Raw genomic sequence first — 18582 nt, forward strand, 5'->3', positions numbered from 1 at the left:
GGGGGATTGGAAATGCCTGTCATTGGAATCGATGTCGGGACAACAGGGACAAAGGCCATAGCGGTTTCCGGGGACGGGACAATTCTCGCAAAAGGCTACAGCGGCTATGCGCTTCTTGGGGAAGGGCGGCAGGTGGAGCAGGACGCGGACGAGTGGGTCCGGGCGAGCGCCTTCGCGGTGAAGGAATGCGTCCGCGCCCTTGGGGAAGCGCCGGTGGAGGCAATCTCCCTTTCCACACAGGGCGGCAGTACAGTCGCCGTGGACGGGCGGTTCCGCCCGCTTGGCATGGCATGGACGTGGATGGACGGACGTGCGCAGGAAGAAGCGAAACGGCTGGGAGACCAGCTTGGAGAGACGTATTTCTACCAGACGACCGGCTGGAAGCTGAATCCTGCGCTTGACGCGGCAAAGGTGCCGCGCATGAAAAAAGAGAGGCAGGCAGGCGAAAAATACCTGACGACCCTCGAATATGTGAATTATTTCCTGACCGGACGGGCGGCGGTTGATCCGACGAACGCCGCAATGCGCCAGTTGTTCAACATTCGGCAAAACGATTGGGACGATACGATTTTGCAGGCGGCGGGCATACGGCGAAGCGAGCTTCCGGAAATACTTCCCACAGGGGCCTTCCTCGGCGGACTGCGGCGCAGGGCCGCGGAGGAAATGGGGCTTCCCGAAGGTACGCCCGTTTACAACGGCGGGCACGACCAATACTGCGCGTCGATCGGCGCGGGCGCAACCAGCGCCGGGGATATGCTGCTTTCCACCGGGACCACATGGGTTGTGATGGGCATCGCGCACAGGCCGCTTTTTACGGATACCTTCATCGCGCCGGGCATACATCCCATAAAAGGGCTGTATGGTTCGATTGCGTCGCTGGCGTGCTCGGGCGCGTCGCTGCAATGGTACAAAAACCGCTTCCTTGACGAGGATTTCGATGCGGTCAACCGGGGCGTGGAAGAGCGTTACGCGGAGAAAAGCGACCTGTTTTTCTATCCCTACCTTGCCGGGGCAAACTATCCTGTCTGGCAACCGTCGGCGAAGGGAACCTTCACCGGCTTTGACCTTTCAAGCGGGAAGTTCGATTTTGCAAAAGCAATCATGGAAGGCGTTTCGTTTGGGTTGAAACGAACGCTTGCCGATTTTGAACGGAACGGCTGTCCGGTACGCAGCCTTAAAATTATGGGCGGCGCGGCCAAAAGCGGGATATGGAAAAGGATCATCGCCGCGGTGACGGATATTCCCATCACGCAGATGCGCGAGCCGGACACCTGCGCGCTTGGGGCGGCGATGATCGCCGCGGTGGGCGCGGGCGTCTATCCGGACTATAAAACGGCGGCAGCGGCAATGGTGCGCGCGGACCGGGTGGAACCGGCTGCCGCGAAAGAAGCCGCGTATTACAGCGGAAAATATGACAGGTATATGAAAATGTGGGATTGCATCGAGCGTTTTTACCGATAGGAGGATTGCATGGGCTGCGAATATTTTGAAAAGACCGCTCTGGATGAGGCGTTTTACGGGGAAAAACTTCTCCCGCGCCTGCCGCAAGAGATATTTGACGTACATACGCACGTTAATCTATGGGAGCATGTAAAAGACGTCCCCAAGGAACGTATCATGGACGACTGGGCGTTCCAGTGCGGCTATGTGATGAGCGCGCAGGACGCGCGGCATTATTTCGATACGATGTTCCCGGGGATCAAATATGAGATCAACGCTTTTCCGTTCCCGATCAGGGAAGCGGATATTGAAGCGTCAAACGAATATGTCGCGCAATGCGTCCGCACACAGGCGGTACGCAGCGGCTTTATGTGCATCAAGCCGGAATACAGCGTGGATTATATGGAGGAAATGCTGACGAAGCATGGCTTTTCCGGCGTGAAGCCCTACCCGGATATGGTGTCCGGGAAAAAAGGCGCAGAGGTCGGCATTTTCGACTTTATGACGCGCGAACAATTTGCATTGGCGGAAAAGCTTGGCATGGTGGTGATGATGCACCTGCCGCGCGCGGGCCGCATGCCGGACGACCGCAACATCGCCGAGCTTAAGGAGATACGGAACGAGTTTCCAAAGCTTAAATTGTGTATCGCGCATTTCGGGCGCTGTTTTACGCCTTATCATTTCAGCCAGGCAATTGAAAAAATGGGAGAAGATATCCATTGGCTGTATTTCGATACGGCGGCGGTGCTCAACCCCGGGGTTTACGAGCTTGCGCTCACAACGCTGTCCCCCGGGCGTATCCTTTTCGGGACGGACGAACCGATCTTCCTGTGGCACGGAAAACGGACGTGGACAAAGACGGGTTACCAAAACCTTGCGCGCGAGGATTTTGCGTGGAACACGCACCGCGAAGGCAGGGAAGCGGAGGCGGGATATACGTTTTACGTGTACGAACAGGTGAACAACATCCTGGATACCATCGACAAGCTGGGACTTGGCGCGGAAGTAGCCGGACAAATTTTCGGCGGGAACGCAAAAAAGCTCCTCGGCAAATGAAACGGGAGGGAAAAAGTGCTTGAGCAGGAAGCGCGTACGCGCAATTATGGATGCCGCATCCGGCGCTATATACAAAACGGCGTTGAGATGGCGTCGCTTGAAAACAACAGGATAAAGCTGGTAATCGCACTCGGGAAGGGCGCGGACATCGTGGAAATACTGCATAAGGAAAAGGATATCGACTGCATGTGGCATTCCTTCAACGAGCTGCGGCCCGCGGGATATCCGAAAACGAAGGCGGCGGAAGGCGGAAGCTTTATCGACGCCTATGCGGGGGGCTGGCAGGAGCTTTTCCCGACCTACGGTGCGCCCGCGGATTACTACGGGGCGCAGATCGGCATCCACGGAGAGGCGTGCATCTATCCGTGGGAGTGCAGCGTACTGGAAGACAGCGTGCGGAAGGTCAGCATCGTCTGCACGGCGGAAATGATGCGCTCGCCGTTTCGCCTGGAAAAGATTTTTTCCCTCGAGATGGATTCCTATGGTTTTTCGATCAGCCAAAGCGTGACCAACACCGGGTCGCTGCCGCTCGAATTCATGTGGGGGCATCATCCGGCCTTCGGGTTTCCGTTCATTGAAAAAGGCGTCACGGTTGAGCTTGCGGGAACGCCGGATGTAAGCGTGCCGCAGGAGACGATTGGCGAAAACTGCCCGTTCGACAGGGCGGTAAGCGGTAAATGGCCGCTGCTCGCCGGAAAAAACGGGGAACCGGTGGATGTGAGCAGGGCGGCAGGGATGCAGGAAAAGGTATATTTTGAGTGTGTGGCCAGCGGGCTTGCCGAGGGCGAATACAGGATATTCAACCCGCGGAAAAATATCGGGGTCCGTATGAACTGGGATAAAGAGGTTTTTCCTTACCTGTGGATATGGGGAATGTACGGCGGCCATCAAAGCGCGCCGTGGTTCGGCAGGGCATATACCCTTGCGGTGGAGCCGTGGTCCAGCCTGCCCGGGGATTTCAAGGCTGCGCAAGAGGCCGGGCAGACCCTCGTGATCGGCGCAGGGGAACGCAGGGAAACACAGGTCCGGTTTTCCTATTACAGCAAATAAGGCTGCGAAAACGAAAACGGAAGCATGGGCAGAGATAAACCTTTTCCCGTGCTTCTGTTTTTTTAGTTTTTAAAACAGGGAAAGCATCGGATAAAAATCCGGGATCACATGGTCGGCATAGGTAAGGTCGCCGAAGGCTCCCGGTGTTTTTTCGATGGCGAACACCTCAGGGACGCCCGCCCTTTTTGCGGATTCCGCGCCAAGGGGCGAGTCCTCGACCACAATGCAGTCCCCGGGGGCAACGCCTATATTTTGCGCGGCCTTCAGGTAGAGGTCCGGCGCGGGCTTGCCGCGCACCGTTCCGTCGATATATGTAATTTTATCTACGTCAAACCAATTGGCAAGGTGAAATTCGCGGATATAAAAATCGAGGTTGGACCATTCGGAAGCAGTCGCAATATTCCGCGGGATTTCACGCTCCTTCAAGCGGTCAAGAAAATCGGTGAGGCCGTCCACAAAGTGGAAGGAATCGCGGTCGGCAAGGCAGAGTCCGCGGTAAATCCTTTCCTTTTCCTCGGACAACTCATACAGCCTTTGCGCGGAAAGGCCGTCGCCCAAATAGTGCCTGATGATCGATTCGTTGCTGCGTCCGTGCGGGTTATATTCCAATAATGCTTCCAGCGAAACGTCGCTCCTGCCGAATTTTGGCAAAAACGTCTGCCATGCCCGGTCATGCTTGTCCGAGTCGAAGAACATGGTGCCGTTAAAATCGAATAAAATTGCTTTCATGGCCTCTCCAATCCAAAAAAATGAACGCGGGTTCAAATAAAAAAGCGTGGTACCCGAAAAGCAGGCCGCGCTTTTTTATGCCGCCGCAATCCGCCCTTATTGCACGGAATGAATGTTATCCAGCGGCCAGATTACATATGTCGCGTGCCCGACGATTTCAGACCGGGCAATCGGCCCGATATAGGACGTACGGCTGTCCAGGGAATGCGCACGATTATCCCCCATTACAAAGACGGTGTCCTCGGGAACCGTTACGGGGGCCATATCGATATAGGGTTCTTCGCTGTTGATATACGGCTCGGATAAAGGCTCGCCGTTCAGGTAAACGGTGCTGTCCTTTACTTCAACGGTTTCGCCCGGCAGGGCAATGACACGCTTCACATAGGTCCCGCTCATGTTGGGGTAATGCACAATAATGATATCCCCGTGCTCGGGCAGGTTAAAATAACGGCTGACCTTTTCCACCGCCAGCTTTTCATCCGATTGCAGGGTCGGGAGCATGGATTCGCCGTCCACCATGATAATTTCAAAAAAGAAGGTGCGGACGATAAAAGCGATGGCCACCGCCGCAATGATGGAAATAACCCAGCCCCAGATGGCGCGGGATTTTGTCATCAGTTTTTCTTCGTGGATACGCTTTTTCTTGCGCTTGCGCCCGAATTCGTCATAGGTCACAAGGTCGTCGTCCAAAGGCTCGATTTCCGGGAACGGATTCCGGCGCGCCTTATTGGGATTAAAATATTCTTCCGGTTCGTCATATGGCTCCGGTATCGAATCGTCTTCATAATAAGGCTCTTCAAAGGGCGCCTCAGGCTCGAAATGGGCGCTTAAGGGCTCCTGGAGCTCGTCTTCATACTGCGGCTGTGCGTTTGTATGGGGATGGAAAATATGACGGCCCGTTCCCGAAGCCAGCGCATCGGAATCGGATTCGTATTCGCGGGGCTCCGCATAGGGATTGCTGAGCTTGCGCCCATATTTTCTAGGAGCGTCCGCATGCGGAATATTCCGCTGCCCCACCCGGCGCGGCCCGTTATAGTCTTTGTTATTGTTCATCTATTAAAACCTTTTTCACTCGTTTTATAAATGCCGCGTAATCGAGCATCACAATATGCCCGCAGCCAAGGCATTTCAATTTGATATCGGCGCCGGTCCGCAAAACCTGCCACCTGTCGCTTCCGCAAGGATGTTTTTTCTGCATGACGACAATATCGCCGCACGAAATTTTCTCCGCCATTTTGCCATACCGGTCCGTTCCATTCTCAATCCAATCTATTATACTATACGGCGGGGGAAAATCCTAGAGGAATTTCATACAAAGTCTGCAAAATGAGGCTTGCACAAGCCGCTGGCAAGGGCTATAATGATAAACGGACGGTTAGTGTTATCAACTCACAGGAGGTGAGAAATAAGTGGACGCAGACCCTAAACGAACGAACTTAAAATACACGGACAGCGGGATGCGTGCAGTATTTCTACGCCGTTAACCGCTGCCTGCTTTTGGAAGTAGGTGAAGCATTTGATTAGAATTTTCAGCTCTGCGGAAAACAATAATTTTAAAGAGATCGACAAACTGGAGCCCGGCGCGTGGGTGCATCTTCTTGACCCCACGGAGGAAGAACTCGTACAGGTGCGGGACACCCTGCACATTGAAGACGAGTTTATTCGTGCCGCGCTGGACGAGGAAGAAACGGTGCGTATCGACGCGGAAGACGACCAGACGCTGGTGCTGGTGGATATCCCGGTTGTCAGTGCGGAGCGCAATTCGTTTATGTATACGACGCTCCCGATGGGCATCATCATTACGGCGGATAATATTGTCACGGTCTGCCTGGAAGAAACCTCGATCCTGGAGGACTTCTGGAACAAAAATGTGCGGGGAGGGTTTGACACCTGCAAAAAAACCCGCTTCCTGCTGCAAATCCTGTATAAAAACGCGGGGAAATATTTGCAATACCTGAAACAGATCGACAAGGCCTCCACGCAGGTGGAAAATGCGCTGCACAAATCGATGAAAAACAGCGAGCTCATCCAGATGCTCCGGCTTGAGAAGTCGCTCGTTTATTTTTCAACTTCCCTGAAATCGAATGAAATTGTGCTGGAAAAGATGCTGAAATCAAAAGTAATCCAGCGCTACCCGGACGACCTCGACCTGCTCGAGGACGTAATTATCGAAAATAAACAGGCGATTGAAATGGGAACGATCTACAGGGACATCCTTTCGGGAACGATGGACGCGTTTGCCAGCGTGATCTCGAACAACCTGAATATTGTCATGAAAATCCTGACCTCACTGACAATCATACTTGCTATCCCGACGGTATTTGCAAGCCTGTGGGGAATGAACGTCGGGGGAATTCCGTTTGCCGACAATCCGTTTGGTTTCCTGTGGGTAACGGTCATCGCGCTCGGCGGAACGGGCGTGGCGACCTGGTTTTTATGGAGGAAGAAGATGTTTTAGCAGGCGAAAAATAAAATTTCGCGCAGCCGCGGGGCTTCCCGGCTGCGCCTTTTGTTTGCGGGAACAGCTATGCACAGCGAATCACGAAGGCCGCGTCCCAATGCCGGAAAGCCTGCTTGAAAAAATCGGCGCCGGATGGTAAAATGGAAAACAAAAACAGCAATCAGAAATTGTGAAATAAAGGAAGTATCCAATTTTATGACAGAGAAAATTGTGATCAACGGCGGGGTACCGCTTAAAGGCACGATTGAAGTAACGGGTGCCAAAAACGCAGCGGTAGCGATTCTGCCTGCCACGATTCTTGCGCGCGGGATGTGCGTGATCGAGAATCTTCCAAATATTGCGGACGTGCTGATTATCAAGCGTATCCTGGCGGAAATCGGCGCGGAAGTAGAGTTTGAAAACGGGACAATGACGGTGGACACCACCAATATCAATACCAGCAAGGTAACGATGAACCTTGTTAAGAAAATGCGCGCCTCCTACTACCTGCTGGGCGCGCTGCTTTCGCGTTTCAACGACGCGGAAATCAACCTGCCGGGCGGCTGCACCATCGGCGAACGTCCGATAGACCTGCATATCAAAGGAATGCAGGCGCTTGGCGCAAACGTCAAAACGGAATACGGGCGGGTAATCGCGACTGCTCCGGACGGGCTTCACGGTTGCGATATCTATATGGATAAGGTTTCCGTGGGCGCTACGATCAATGTGATGCTTGCGGCAGTATGCGCGGAGGGGCAGACGTCCATCATCAACGCGGCAAAAGAGCCGCATGTTGTGGATGTGGCCAACTTCCTGGTGTGCATGGGCGCGAAAATCAAGGGCGCGGGCACGGATGTAATCCGCATTACCGGCGTGGAAAAATTGCATGGGTGCAACTATTCGATCATTCCCGACCAGATTGAGACGGGAACCTTCATGATTGCGGCTGCGGCGACGCGCGGCGACGTGACGATCAAGAACGTGATCCCGACACATATGGAGGCCCTCACGGCCAAGCTTGAGGAAATGGGCGTCACCATCCAGGAAGGCGCGGATTTTATCCGCGTAACCTGCGACAAGAGGCCAAAGGCGGTTAAAATCAATACGATGCCGTACCCGGGGTTCCCGACGGACCTGCAGCAGCCTGCGACGGTGCTTCTTTCCACGGCCAAGGGCACCAGCATGATTACGGAAACCATTTTTGAATCGCGCTTTAAGCACATCAAAGAAATCCGCCGCATGGGCGCGCAGATCACGACGGAAGACCGCGTCGCGGTTGTGGAAGGCGTGGAACGCCTTACCGGCGCGCCGGTAAGCGCTTCCGATCTACGTGCGGGGGCGGCCCTTATCGTCGCCGGGCTGATGGCGGACGGGACGACGGAAATCCAGAATGTAAAGTATATTGACCGCGGTTACGACCACATCGAGGACAAAATGCGGAAGCTGGGGGCGGATATCCGGCGCGAGGAAGTCGTGCATACGGAGGACGACGACCTGTATTAAGCTGTACGGTTTTGGAACCGGGGCGCCCTGTGCCCCGGTTTTTTTGTTTAGAAAGTGTTTATATGAAGAAGCAGGACTTGTGGTATAATATCGTTAATTATAAATCAATGTTTTCTTGATAAGGAGGATGTTTTCTTTGGACGACCCTTTAATATGGCAGCTTCTTTTGCAGGTGGTTTTGATTGCGGTCAACGCCTTTTTCGCGTCCACCGAAATCGCGGTAATTTCCCTTAACGCAAACAAGGTGCGCCGCATGGCGGAGGAAGGGGATAAAAAAGCGAAGCAGATGCTGAAGATGGTGGAGGTGCCCGCGGGCTTCCTCTCCACGATACAGGTTGGCATTACGCTCGCCGGTTTCCTCGGGAGCGCGTTTGCGGCGGATAACTTTGCCGGCAGGCTGACCGACTGGATGGTCAACGTACAGAAGGTTACGATCCCGCCGGATACGCTCAATACCATTGCGGTTATCCTGATTACCCTGATCCTGTCCTACTTCACCCTTGTGTTCGGGGAGTTGGTGCCAAAGCGTATCGCCATGCAGAAACCGGACAAGGTGGCGCGTGCGTCCGCGGGAGTCATAACGGTTCTTTCCATCGTCATGAGGCCGGTTATCTGGCTGCTTTCAGCCTCGACTAATGGTGTCATGCGCCTTTTGCGCATGAATCCGAACGAAGAAGAGGAAGCTGTTACGGAAGAGGAAATCCGGTTGATGGTAGACATCGGCGAGGAGAAAGGAGCGATCGAGCCTGCGGAAAAGGAAATGATCGAAAATATCTTTGAATTTAACAATACCACGGCCAGGGACGTGATGATGCACCGCACGAATGTGACGGCGATCAGGAAAGACGAAACGCCGGAGGAAATCCTGAAAGTGATCCGTGAAAGCGGGTTATCCCGCTTCCCGGTCTACGGCGAAGATATAGACGATATCGTCGGCATACTGTCTACGCGCGCCTATCTGCTCAATGAAAAGAGCGACCGGCCAAAGCCGCTCGAGGAAATCATCTATCCGGCCTATTGCGTGCCCGAATCGGTCCATACGGACGTGCTGTTCCGCGAGATGCAGCGGCAGAAAATCCATATTGCCGTCGTGGTGGATGAATACGGCGGGATGAGCGGTATCGTAACGATGGAAGACCTCCTGGAGGAGATCGTCGGGAATATTTACGACGAGTTTGACCCGCAGGACGAGCAGGACATTACCGAAGCAAAACCCGGATTGTGGCGCATCTCCGGCGCGGCGGAGATCGACCGCATTGCGGAGGCGCTCGATGTAAAGCTGCCGGAGGATGAAGATTTCGATACGCTGGGCGGCCTTGTATACAGCCGTTTGAGCACGATTCCCGTGGATGGCAGCCATCCCGTGGTGGAGGCGTACGGACTCCATATCCGCGTTGAAAAGCTGGAAGACAGGCGGGTGGAATGGGCGCTTGTTTCCAAAACGGAAGCCAAACCAAAGCCGGAAAATTCAGGAAAGCAATAGAATCCTGTCACATTCCTGTCACATACGGAAGATATTATAAAAAATAGTAATCTTCTTTCCTTTGTTTTCTAAACCGAACGGGCCGTAGGAATTTCCTTACGGCCCGTTCGCATCCCCGGAAAAACTTTTTGAAATTGCTTCCGCAAACGAACGAAGCCCCTCGGTGACGCTGCGCCGCTCTTCGGCCGTCATGCCAAGGAAGGCGCGGGCCTCCGCATGGCTAAGCTCCGCGAGAAGCGCCTGCGCGTATTCCCGGCCTTCTTCCGTAAAAGATACCAGCTTGTTGCGCCGGTCCCCCGGGCTTTCACCGCGCCGGATATAGCCCTGTTTTTCCAGCTTGGCAAGAAGGAAGGAGACCGTCTGCTTGGGAAGGAAAAGCTTCCGGCAGAGCTGTTGCTGGGTGCATCCCCCCTCCGAAGAATCAATTTCATACAAGGCAAAAATAATATTCTCCGTTGTCCCGCGCTGCTGGGCCCATACGGAGTAAGCCTGGTTAATACGGAACCAGCTTTCGTAGTAGGCGTCGATATCCTTTTTAACTGCCGTGATATCTTCTTTCATCCGATTATACCTCCGTTGTGTTGATCGTCCGGAACCATTTTGCGGTGCCTGCGGAAATAAACTGCCAGCAGGATTCCCGCCGCCCCCGCCAATACGCCCTGCGCGGCAGGAATGGAAAGCCATATGCCCGTTACGCCGAAGTTAAGGGGAAGCAGGTACAGGAACAGCGGCGTAAGAACGAGCGGGTCGGCATAAATGATAAAAGCGGAATCGCGCGTTTTTTGCACCGCATAGAAAAAGGAAGACGCAAGCCGCGTGATTCCCGTCATGGGAAAAGAAAATGCGGCAATCAGGAGCGCGCCGGAAACAAGCGCGGCGGTCTCGCCGGACGAGCCGAAAATTGCGGGAATCGTATCGCGGAAAACGATTGCGGCCGCGCATAAAATTCCGCTGAGGGCAAGCACGAGGACAAATGATTTCCGCAGCAGGCGGTGAACGCTCCCGGGCTTCCCGGCGCCGCTGAAATAGCTCAAAAGCGGCTGGACGCCCTCGCCGACGCCCTGGAGGAGCAGCTGTACGGACGCAACGAAATACATCAGGACTGCGTAAGCAGCCACCACGCGGTTTCCGCCGTATGCAAGGCATTGCCAATTGGCGAGGATAATGATAACAGACGGCGCAAACGTCATACCAAAAGGCGACAGGCCGATTTTCACGAGCCTGGCAATGGTTTTGCCATGGGGCAAGAGGTCTCGCCTGCCGAGGCGGTCCTCCTTTTTGCGGAACAGCATGAAAAGGCTTAAAACAGCAACCAGCGCCTGTGCCGTTACGGTTGCGAATGCCGCGCCGAACATTCCCCAATGGAATACCATCATAAACAGGGCGTCCAGGATAATGTTGGTCACGAGGCCGCATACCATGGCCGCCATGGCGGAAATCGTTCTCCCCTTGTTGCGCAGCAGGGGAACAAGACCCGTTCCGAGAATCTGGCAGGCGCTTCCAAGGGCCACAATCCGAGTGTATTCGGCGGCCGCCGAAAGAAGCTCGCCTTCCGCGCCAAGGAATTGCAGGATTGGCCTGTAAAATAAGAGAAGGCAAACCGTCATGACGGCGCTGAAAACAATCAGGACAAAAAGCGTGTTGCCGAGCGCCTGCCGGGATTTTCCGGGCTTTCCCTCCCCGAGGCGCGTGGTCATCACCACAGACCCTCCCGCGCCGATTCCCGTTCCGGAAGCCAGCAGGAAAGAGGCGATGGGCCATGCGATGTTAATCGCCGCAAGCCCCGTGTCGCCGAGGGTATGGCCTACGAAAAAACCGTCGACAATTGCGTAAAAACCGCTTAAAAGCATCGCCAGCATAGACGGAAGCACGTACCGCAGGAACTGGTTTTCACTGGGATTCCCCTGCATTTCACACCTCACATAAATGGTACAATGTCGTACCAATTAGTACAATATTGTACAGTTTAACAGAGGCTTTTTTTATTGTCAAGCATTAAAACCACGCAGAGCAAAGCAGTCCGGCGGCTTCGCGCAGCTCTTCCGCGTGATATCCGGAATAGCCCGCAACCACAGCCGCGGAAGGTGCCCTGCCATTCGTATAGTAAGAGGAAAGCGGGGTAAGCCGCACGCTTTTTTTCTCCGCCGCCCGAATCAAATCCCGTTCGGGCATGCCGTTTTTTACGGTCAGCAAAAGATGGGGACCGGAATCGATTCCCGAAATTTCCAGTTTATCGAGGTGGCTGCGGAATCCGTCTATAAAAGCGTCGCGCCGTGATTTGTAAATTTTCCGCATGCGGTGCAGGTGGCGCTCAAAATGCCCGCGGCCGAGAAACAGGGCAAGGGTGTGCTGCTCAAAGCTCGGGATCGTACAGGAATAGAAGAGCAGGGTCTCCCGGTACCTTTGAAGCAGGTGCGGGGGCAGGACCATATAGCTGATCCGCAGGGAAGGAGCGAGCGTCTTGGCAAATGTATTCAGGTAAATTACCCGTTCCCGCATATCGAGGCTTTGCAGGGCGGGAATCGGCCTTCCCGAAAAACGGAATTCACTGTCGTAGTCGTCTTCAATGATGTAGCGGTTTCCGCGCGCCGCCCACGAAAGCAGCGTTTGCCGCCTGCCAACGGGCATTACGATACCGAGGGGAAAGTGGTGGGAGGGCGTAACGTGCGCCACATCCGCGCACGACGCTTCCAAAGCGTCCGCGTCCATGCCGGCGGCGTTGAGCGGCACGGGAACGGTGCGGATGCCGTTTGCGTGGAGGATATGCTCCGTCTTCCGGTAGCCGGGGTCTTCGAGGGCATACAGGCCCTCCCGGGGCAGGAGCTGCGTAATAAGGCTGAGCAGGTATTCCGAGCCCGCGCCCAGAACAATTTGCTCCGGCTCCGCTTCGATTCCGCGGAAATCGTGCAGGTAACGGACAATGCCCGCGCGCAGGGAAGGATCGCCCTGCGGGTCCACCGGACGCAGCAGGTGGCCGCTCTCCATGCTCAACACCTCGCGCATGAGCTTCGCCCACGTTGAAAACGGGAAATGCTCCGTATCCACACGCCCGGTCGAAAGGATGAACCGAAAATCGTTTTCCATGGGGGCGGGAACCGCCGAAACAGCCTTTTTTTCACGGTGGAGCAGGGAGCCCTGCTCCACGGCGTTTACATAATAACCCCGTTTTTCCATGGAATAGATATAGCCCTCCGCCAAAAGCTGGGAATAGGCGGTTTCCACCGTTCCCTGGCTGATTTTCAGGTGTGCGGAAAATTTCCGCTTGGATGGCAGGCGGATTCCTTCGGACAGCCTGCCCGTTTCGATTTCCGTGCGAAGATACCGGTAGAGCTGTTCATAAATAGGGGCTTTGCTGTTTGTATCTAAAATCGGCGTAAGCATTTTTTCCTCCAAGGCTAAACTGGCATTGTTAAAAAAGCGAAAACTGGCCGTTGAAACAAGATCAGTTTTGTTTATAATCATATCTGTAATTCAAGTGGCTGTCAATGAAAGGAAGGTTTGAAAATGACACAGGAAAGATATGAATTGAACAAAAACCTGGCGCAGATGCTCAAGGGCGGAGTCATCATGGATGTCACCACCCCCGAGCAGGCGAAAATTGCGGAGGGCGCGGGCGCATGCGCAGTCATGGCGCTTGAACGGATTCCGGCGGATATCCGCGCGGCGGGCGGCGTATCGCGCATGAGCGACCCTAAGATGATTCGCGGAATCCAGCAGGCGGTGAGTATTCCCGTCATGGCCAAGGTACGGATCGGCCATTTTGCGGAAGCGCAGATTTTGCAGGCAATCGAAATCGATTATATCGATGAAAGCGAGGTGCTGTCCCCGGCGGACGACGTTTACCATATCGATAAAACAAAATTTGACGTTCCCTTTGTCTGCGGCGCCAAAGACCTCGGGGAAGCGCTGCGGCGAATCGGCGAAGGCGCTTCCATGATCCGCACGAAGGGCGAACCGGGCACGGGGGACGTCGTGCAAGCCGTGCGCCATATGCGGATGATGGCAAGCGAGATGCGCAGGGTCGCGGGCCTCGCCGGGGACGAGCTCTACGAGGCGGCAAAGCAAATGCGGGTGCCGCTCGGCCTGCTGGAATATGTGCACGAAAACGGACGGCTTCCCGTGGTGAATTTCGCGGCGGGCGGGGTGGCAACGCCTGCCGATGCCGCGCTTATGATGCAGCTTGGCGCGGAGGGGGTGTTTGTTGGCTCCGGAATTTTCAAATCCGGCAACCCGGCAAAACGCGCTGCGGCGATCGTGCAGGCCGTAACCAACTATAACGATGCACAGCTTCTTGCCGAACTTTCGGAGGACCTTGGGGAAGCAATGGTGGGCGTCAACGAACAGGAAATAGAACTTTTGATGGCGGAGCGGGGAAAATGAGGATCGGAATCCTGGCATTGCAGGGCGCGTTTGCGGAACATGCGGCAATGCTGCAAAGAATTGGAGCAGAGTGCTTTGAGATACGCAAAGTGGCCGATCTCGACGGGCAGGAGATGGACGGACTTGTGGTTCCCGGCGGCGAAAGCACGGTGATGACCAAGCTGCTGCATGGCCTTAAATTGTTTGAACCTTTGCGCAGGGAAATTACAGGCGGCCTTCCCGTGCTGGGAACGTGCGCGGGGCTGATCCTGCTCGCCGGGAGGGTGGAAGGCGGCAGGCCGTGCTTCGCCTGCATGGATATTACGGCCAAACGGAACGCCTACGGGCGGCAGCTCGGCAGCTTTGAAACGGAGGCGCCGTTTGCCGGGCTCGGAACGGTTCCGATGGTGTTTGTCCGCGGGCCGTATATCGAAAGCGCAGGGAAGAACGTGCGGGTCCTTGCCCGCGTGGACGGGCATATCGTCGCGGCGCGGCAGGGAAATATGCTGGTAACGGCGTTCCACCCCGAGCTTTCCCGGGATGAACGGATTCACCGCTATTTCCTCAAAATGGCGGAAGGGTACGGACGGGAAAAAAGCGCTGTGGAAACCCATTGCGGTTGACAAGGCCGCGTTTCCTGTTATAATCATTGTAATAAAACGGAAGGTGGTGTCTTTTTGGCGATTGTCCTGTAAGGTATGGAGTGTGCGGCAACATATGCCGTATGTTTTGGTTTGCCTTGCGGAAAACGCCGGACAGATACCGGACTTGGGCTGGTCCGGCAGATTGCGTTTTTGCGCAGTCTGCTTTTTTGTAAGCAAAAAGGTAATTTCCGCGGGGGATTGGTCTTGAGGGAAAGGATAAAAAATGGAATTTGATTATAACAGTGAATTTTTCAGGGGCGCGATGATGGGGCCGAACGCAGTCAGGATACTTGCGGAGCTTGGCGCGACGCTCCGGCTTGAACCCGGCAGCCGTGTGCTCGACCTTGGATGCGGAATGGGGCTTACGTCAATGTATCTCGCGCAGACATTCGACGTGCAGGTGTTCGCCACCGACCTGTGGATTTCCGCTACGGATAATTTTGAACGCTTTCGCGCGTGCGGGCTCGGGGAGAAGGTGGTTCCCATCCATGCGGACGCCGTCGCCCTGCCGTATGCGGACGGCTTTTTCGACGCGGTTGTCAGCGTCGATTCCTACCATTATTTTGGGGCGGGAGAAGGATTCCTCGATGCGCATATCGCACCGCTGGTAAAGGAAGGGGGGACGCTTGCGATTGCGGTCCCCGGACTCCGGCATGAACTGGAAACCGTGCCGGAGGAAATGGAACCGTTCTGGACGGGCGATATGAATTTCCACGACTGTGCATGGTGGAAATCATTGTGGCAGAAATCAAACATGGTAAAGGACGTTCGCAGCTTTTCCCTGGAGTCCCATGCCGCGGCATGGGCAGACTGGCTGGCGTGCGACGAACCCCATGCGAAGCACGATGTGGAAATGATGCGGATCGAAAACGGAAATTATTTTGCTACGGTCGGAATTACGGCGCGGAAGAAATAAAATCAAAAAAAGCGGACGCTGTTTTCACCGCAGCGTCCGCGTTCAATTTTGTCTACTTTGAAATAATCGGCGAAGGCGTGGAGTTATAGACCGTGGTATGCGGTTCTATGGAATGGGTAAGCCATACATTTCCGCCGATTACCGAGCCCTCGCCGACCACGGTATCGCCGCCAAGAATCGTCGCCCCCGAATAAATGACGACGTTATCCCCGATATCGGGATGGCGCTTCACGCCCTTTATGGGGTTCCCGTTGTCGTCCAGCTCAAAGCTCTTTGCGCCCAGCGTCACACCCTGGTAGATTTTCACGTGCTTGCCGATGGTGCACGTCTCCCCGATCACTACGCCTGTGCCGTGGTCGATGAAAAAATATTCGCCGATGTGCGCGCCCGGATGGATGTCGATGCCCGTGGCGCTGTGCGCCTGCTCCGTCATAATGCGGGGCAAGAGCGGGATATGCCTCTCGTATAACGCGTGCGCCAGCCGGTAAATGCTCACCGCCTCAAACCCGGGGTAAGATAGAAGGATTTCCTCGTTGGAAACTGCCGCCGGGTCCCCGCAATAAGCCGCCTCGATATCTGTGTTCAGGAGGCAGGCAATATCCGGAAGCTGTTTCATAAAATGAAGGGTAATCCTGCGGGCGTTCTCCCTGCATTTGTCGCAATCCGTGCGTTCGCGCTTTTGCAGGTGGCACTGGTTGACCATAACCTCCGCCACAATGCAGTCGAGGAGGACCGCCGCCTCTTGGAGCCGCTTTTCCACAATTTTTTCAAGGTCCGCTTCCTTCACAATCATATTGTCGTAAATATTGGGAAACATTGCGCTGCGCGTGAGCTTGATAAACGCCGCGACCTTTTGTTTCATCCCGAATCCGCTGATCGTTTCCCCGGTAATGTTGTGCGCATTGATGGAAATGATTTCGCGGGCAAGCTCTCCCGCGGCCAGTTCGTTTAAGTCCTTGAGCATTTTCCCCTCCATATGTGGAACACCGGGCCTTCCGGCATCGGCAAAAGAGATTACATTTTCATAAAAAAGTGTATTTATAGTATAAGGTGTTGTATAATAGATGTCAAAAGACTTTTCCAAACCGTAAAGAAGGAGGTATGCGGATATGCCTATTAATATCAATAGTCAGCTGCCCGCGGCAAAAATATTGGCGCAGGAGGGCATATTCACGATGCCCTTCGAACGTGCGGAAACACAGGACATTCGTCCGCTGAGGATTGCGATCCTGAACATTATGCCCACCAAGGAACAAACGGAGACGCAGCTGATGCGCCTGCTTGCGAATTCGCCGCTGCAGATTGAGGTGGTGCTGCTGCACCCGGCGACCCATGTGCCCAAAAATACGCCGATCGAACATATGAATGCGTTCTACCAAACGTTTGAGGATGTAAAGGACCAGAAATTCGACGGCCTGATTATCACCGGGGCCCCGGTGGAGCAAATTCCGTTTGAACAGGTAACCTATTGGGACGAGCTCAAGGAAATCATGGACTGGAGCCGCAAAAACGTTTATTCCACAATGCATATCTGCTGGGCGGCGCAGGCCGGCCTCTACTATTATTACGGAATACCGAAGCATCCCCTCGAGCAAAAGCTTTCGGGGATTTACCTGCATAAGCGGACGGACAACAACAGCCCGCTCATGCGCGGGTTTGACGATGTGTTCTGGGCGCCGCATTCCCGCCACAGCTACGTGAAGATGTCAAATGTAAAAGAGCATCCCGAGCTGAGCATATTATGTGAATTCGGGGAAAACGGGCTTTATCTTGTTTCCGCCAGGAAGGGGCGGCAGATTTTTGTGACCGGGCATCCGGAATACGACGCGAATACGCTGAAGACGGAATATGTGCGCGACCTGGCAAAAGGCCTGGATGTCCCCATGCCCGCCAACTATTTCACGGACAACGACCCGAAAAAGCCGCCGCTTGTGCGCTGGCGCGGGCACGCCAACCTGCTGTTCAATAATTGGCTGAATTATTATGTATATCAGGAGACGCCATATGATCTCCAGGCAATTCAAAACGAGGAGTGATTACACATGAAATTGGCAAAACAACTCACAGAACTGATTGGGGATACGCCGCTTTTGCAGCTGAATCATGTCAACCCGGCGATCTGGGCAAAGCTTGAAGCTTTCAACCCGCAGGGAAGCGTGAAAGACCGCGCCGCCTATTATATGATAAAAGACGGAATGGAAAAAGGGCTGATCCGGGAAGATACGGTAATTGTGGAATCCACGAGCGGAAACACGGGCATTGCGCTTGCGTATATCTGCACGTGCATGGGCCTGCGGCTGATTATCACCATGCCCGAATCCATGAGCGTAGAGCGCAGGAACCTGCTTGCGGCGCTGGGTGCGGAGCTCGTGCTTACGCCCGCCGCGGAAGGAATGCGCGGCGCGATCAAAAAAGCCAGGGAAATTTGCGAAAAAGAAAACGGCTATATGGTCGGCCAGTTCGAGAACCCGGCCAACCCGCAGGCGCACCGCGAAACCACGGCTGTCGAAATTATGCGCGACCTGGTGGACGACGTCGATATTTTTGTAGCGGGCGTCGGTACCGGCGGGACGATTACGGGCTGCGCGGAAGTATTTAAGGAAAAACTGTCGGATGTAAAAATTGTGGCGGTTGAACCGGCGGAAAGCCCCGTGCTTTCCGGTGGGAAGGCCGCGCCCCATAAAATCCAGGGAATTGGCGCGGGCTTTGTCCCCAAAATCCTGAAGCGCGAGCTGATTGACGAAGTAATGCAGGTAAGCGCGGAAGAGGCGTATGAAACGGCCCGTATGCTTGCCAAAAAGGAAGGCGTGCTGTGCGGCGTATCATCGGGCGCGGCGCTCGCCGCGGCAATAAGGCTTGCCGGACGCCCGGAAAATGCGGGAAAGAAGATTGTGGTCATCCTTCCGGATACCGGGGAACGCTATCTTTCCACCGACCTGTTCGCAGGAAAATGAAACATTTA

Annotated in this window: 18 protein-coding genes; 11 read left to right on the forward strand and 7 right to left on the reverse strand. The window is 54.7% G+C overall.

What is annotated here, in order from left to right; translation table 11 throughout:
- Positions 1-12 precede the first annotated feature (12 nt).
- The 3 genes from BBD38_RS08660 to BBD38_RS08670 are packed head-to-tail and all read left to right on the forward strand — an operon-like array spanning position 13 to position 3546.
- Positions 13-1461: an FGGY-family carbohydrate kinase gene (locus BBD38_RS08660; protein ID WP_066686858.1), complete on the forward strand. Its 1449-nt coding sequence runs from the start codon at positions 13-15 to the stop codon at positions 1459-1461.
- Positions 1462-1470: 9 nt separating this feature from the next.
- On the forward strand, positions 1471-2496 hold the full coding sequence (locus BBD38_RS08665; RefSeq protein ID WP_066686867.1) for an amidohydrolase family protein: 1026 nt from the start codon (positions 1471-1473) through the stop codon (positions 2494-2496).
- Positions 2497-2511: 15 nt separating this feature from the next.
- Complete coding sequence (locus BBD38_RS08670) at positions 2512-3546, forward strand: DUF4432 family protein (protein ID WP_066686871.1); 1035 nt, start codon at positions 2512-2514, stop codon at positions 3544-3546.
- 69 nt (positions 3547-3615) lie between these two features.
- Here the strand turns inward: BBD38_RS08670 and BBD38_RS08675 are convergent, their stop codons facing one another.
- The 3 genes from BBD38_RS08675 to BBD38_RS08685 form a co-directional block, all read right to left on the reverse strand.
- Positions 3616-4275, reverse strand: a complete 660-nt coding sequence (locus BBD38_RS08675; protein WP_066686874.1) for an HAD family hydrolase — start codon at positions 4273-4275, stop codon at positions 3616-3618.
- A 96-nt stretch (positions 4276-4371) separates the two neighbouring features.
- Positions 4372-5328, reverse strand: coding sequence for a signal peptidase I (gene lepB / locus BBD38_RS14945; protein WP_082989573.1), 957 nt, complete (start codon positions 5326-5328; stop codon positions 4372-4374).
- Complete coding sequence (locus tag BBD38_RS08685; protein ID WP_066686877.1) at positions 5318-5509, reverse strand: DUF951 domain-containing protein; 192 nt, start codon at positions 5507-5509, stop codon at positions 5318-5320. The genes lepB and BBD38_RS08685 overlap by 11 nt, the downstream gene beginning before the upstream one ends.
- Before the next feature lie 282 nt (positions 5510-5791).
- Here BBD38_RS08685 and BBD38_RS08690 point away from each other — a divergent pair, with 282 nt between their 5' ends.
- From BBD38_RS08690 to BBD38_RS08700, 3 genes are all read left to right on the forward strand, one after another.
- Positions 5792-6733 (forward strand): magnesium transporter CorA family protein, encoded by a 942-nt coding sequence (locus BBD38_RS08690; RefSeq protein WP_066686880.1) that lies wholly within the window; start codon positions 5792-5794, stop codon positions 6731-6733.
- 198 nt (positions 6734-6931) lie between these two features.
- Positions 6932-8218: a UDP-N-acetylglucosamine 1-carboxyvinyltransferase gene (locus BBD38_RS08695; RefSeq protein WP_066687062.1), complete on the forward strand. Its 1287-nt coding sequence runs from the start codon at positions 6932-6934 to the stop codon at positions 8216-8218.
- A gap of 136 nt (positions 8219-8354) precedes the next feature.
- Positions 8355-9701, forward strand: a complete 1347-nt coding sequence (locus BBD38_RS08700; RefSeq protein WP_235829119.1) for a hemolysin family protein — start codon at positions 8355-8357, stop codon at positions 9699-9701.
- A gap of 96 nt (positions 9702-9797) precedes the next feature.
- Here the strand turns inward: BBD38_RS08700 and BBD38_RS08705 are convergent, their stop codons facing one another.
- The 3 genes from BBD38_RS08705 to pdxR all read right to left on the reverse strand — a co-directional run bounded on the left by BBD38_RS08705 (position 9798) and on the right by pdxR (position 13094).
- The gene (locus BBD38_RS08705) at positions 9798-10262 is read right to left on the reverse strand and encodes a MarR family winged helix-turn-helix transcriptional regulator (protein ID WP_066686884.1); all 465 of its coding nucleotides are present in this window, start codon (positions 10260-10262) and stop codon (positions 9798-9800) included.
- Positions 10259-11611, reverse strand: a complete 1353-nt coding sequence (locus tag BBD38_RS08710; RefSeq protein ID WP_066686886.1) for an MATE family efflux transporter — start codon at positions 11609-11611, stop codon at positions 10259-10261. Before BBD38_RS08710 ends, BBD38_RS08705 begins: the two co-directional genes overlap by 4 nt.
- A gap of 85 nt (positions 11612-11696) precedes the next feature.
- Positions 11697-13094, reverse strand: coding sequence for a MocR-like pyridoxine biosynthesis transcription factor PdxR (gene pdxR, locus BBD38_RS08715; RefSeq protein WP_172807806.1), 1398 nt, complete (start codon positions 13092-13094; stop codon positions 11697-11699).
- 111 nt (positions 13095-13205) lie between these two features.
- Between pdxR and pdxS the strand changes: the two genes are divergently transcribed.
- From pdxS to BBD38_RS08730, 3 genes are all read left to right on the forward strand, one after another.
- Complete coding sequence (pdxS, locus tag BBD38_RS08720) at positions 13206-14081, forward strand: pyridoxal 5'-phosphate synthase lyase subunit PdxS (RefSeq protein WP_066686890.1); 876 nt, start codon at positions 13206-13208, stop codon at positions 14079-14081.
- Positions 14078-14683, forward strand: coding sequence for a pyridoxal 5'-phosphate synthase glutaminase subunit PdxT (pdxT, locus tag BBD38_RS08725; protein ID WP_066686892.1), 606 nt, complete (start codon positions 14078-14080; stop codon positions 14681-14683). The genes pdxS and pdxT overlap by 4 nt, the downstream gene beginning before the upstream one ends.
- A 244-nt stretch (positions 14684-14927) precedes the next feature.
- The gene (locus BBD38_RS08730; RefSeq protein ID WP_066686894.1) at positions 14928-15620 is read left to right on the forward strand and encodes an SAM-dependent methyltransferase; all 693 of its coding nucleotides are present in this window, start codon (positions 14928-14930) and stop codon (positions 15618-15620) included.
- A gap of 52 nt (positions 15621-15672) precedes the next feature.
- On the opposite strand, the gene epsC is transcribed toward BBD38_RS08730, so the two are convergent.
- Positions 15673-16584, reverse strand: a complete 912-nt coding sequence (epsC, locus tag BBD38_RS08735; RefSeq protein ID WP_066686896.1) for a serine O-acetyltransferase EpsC — start codon at positions 16582-16584, stop codon at positions 15673-15675.
- A gap of 145 nt (positions 16585-16729) precedes the next feature.
- On the opposite strand from epsC, the gene metA reads away from it, so the two are divergent.
- Positions 16730-17656 (forward strand): homoserine O-acetyltransferase MetA, encoded by a 927-nt coding sequence (gene metA / locus BBD38_RS08740; RefSeq protein WP_066686899.1) that lies wholly within the window; start codon positions 16730-16732, stop codon positions 17654-17656.
- Between the two features lie 6 nt (positions 17657-17662).
- Positions 17663-18574, forward strand: a complete 912-nt coding sequence (gene cysK, locus BBD38_RS08745; protein ID WP_066686901.1) for a cysteine synthase A — start codon at positions 17663-17665, stop codon at positions 18572-18574.
- Positions 18575-18582 lie beyond the last annotated feature (8 nt).

The sequence above is a fragment of the Christensenella intestinihominis genome, from assembly GCF_001678845.1.
GTDB classification, from domain to species: domain Bacteria; phylum Bacillota; class Clostridia; order Christensenellales; family Christensenellaceae; genus Christensenella; species Christensenella intestinihominis.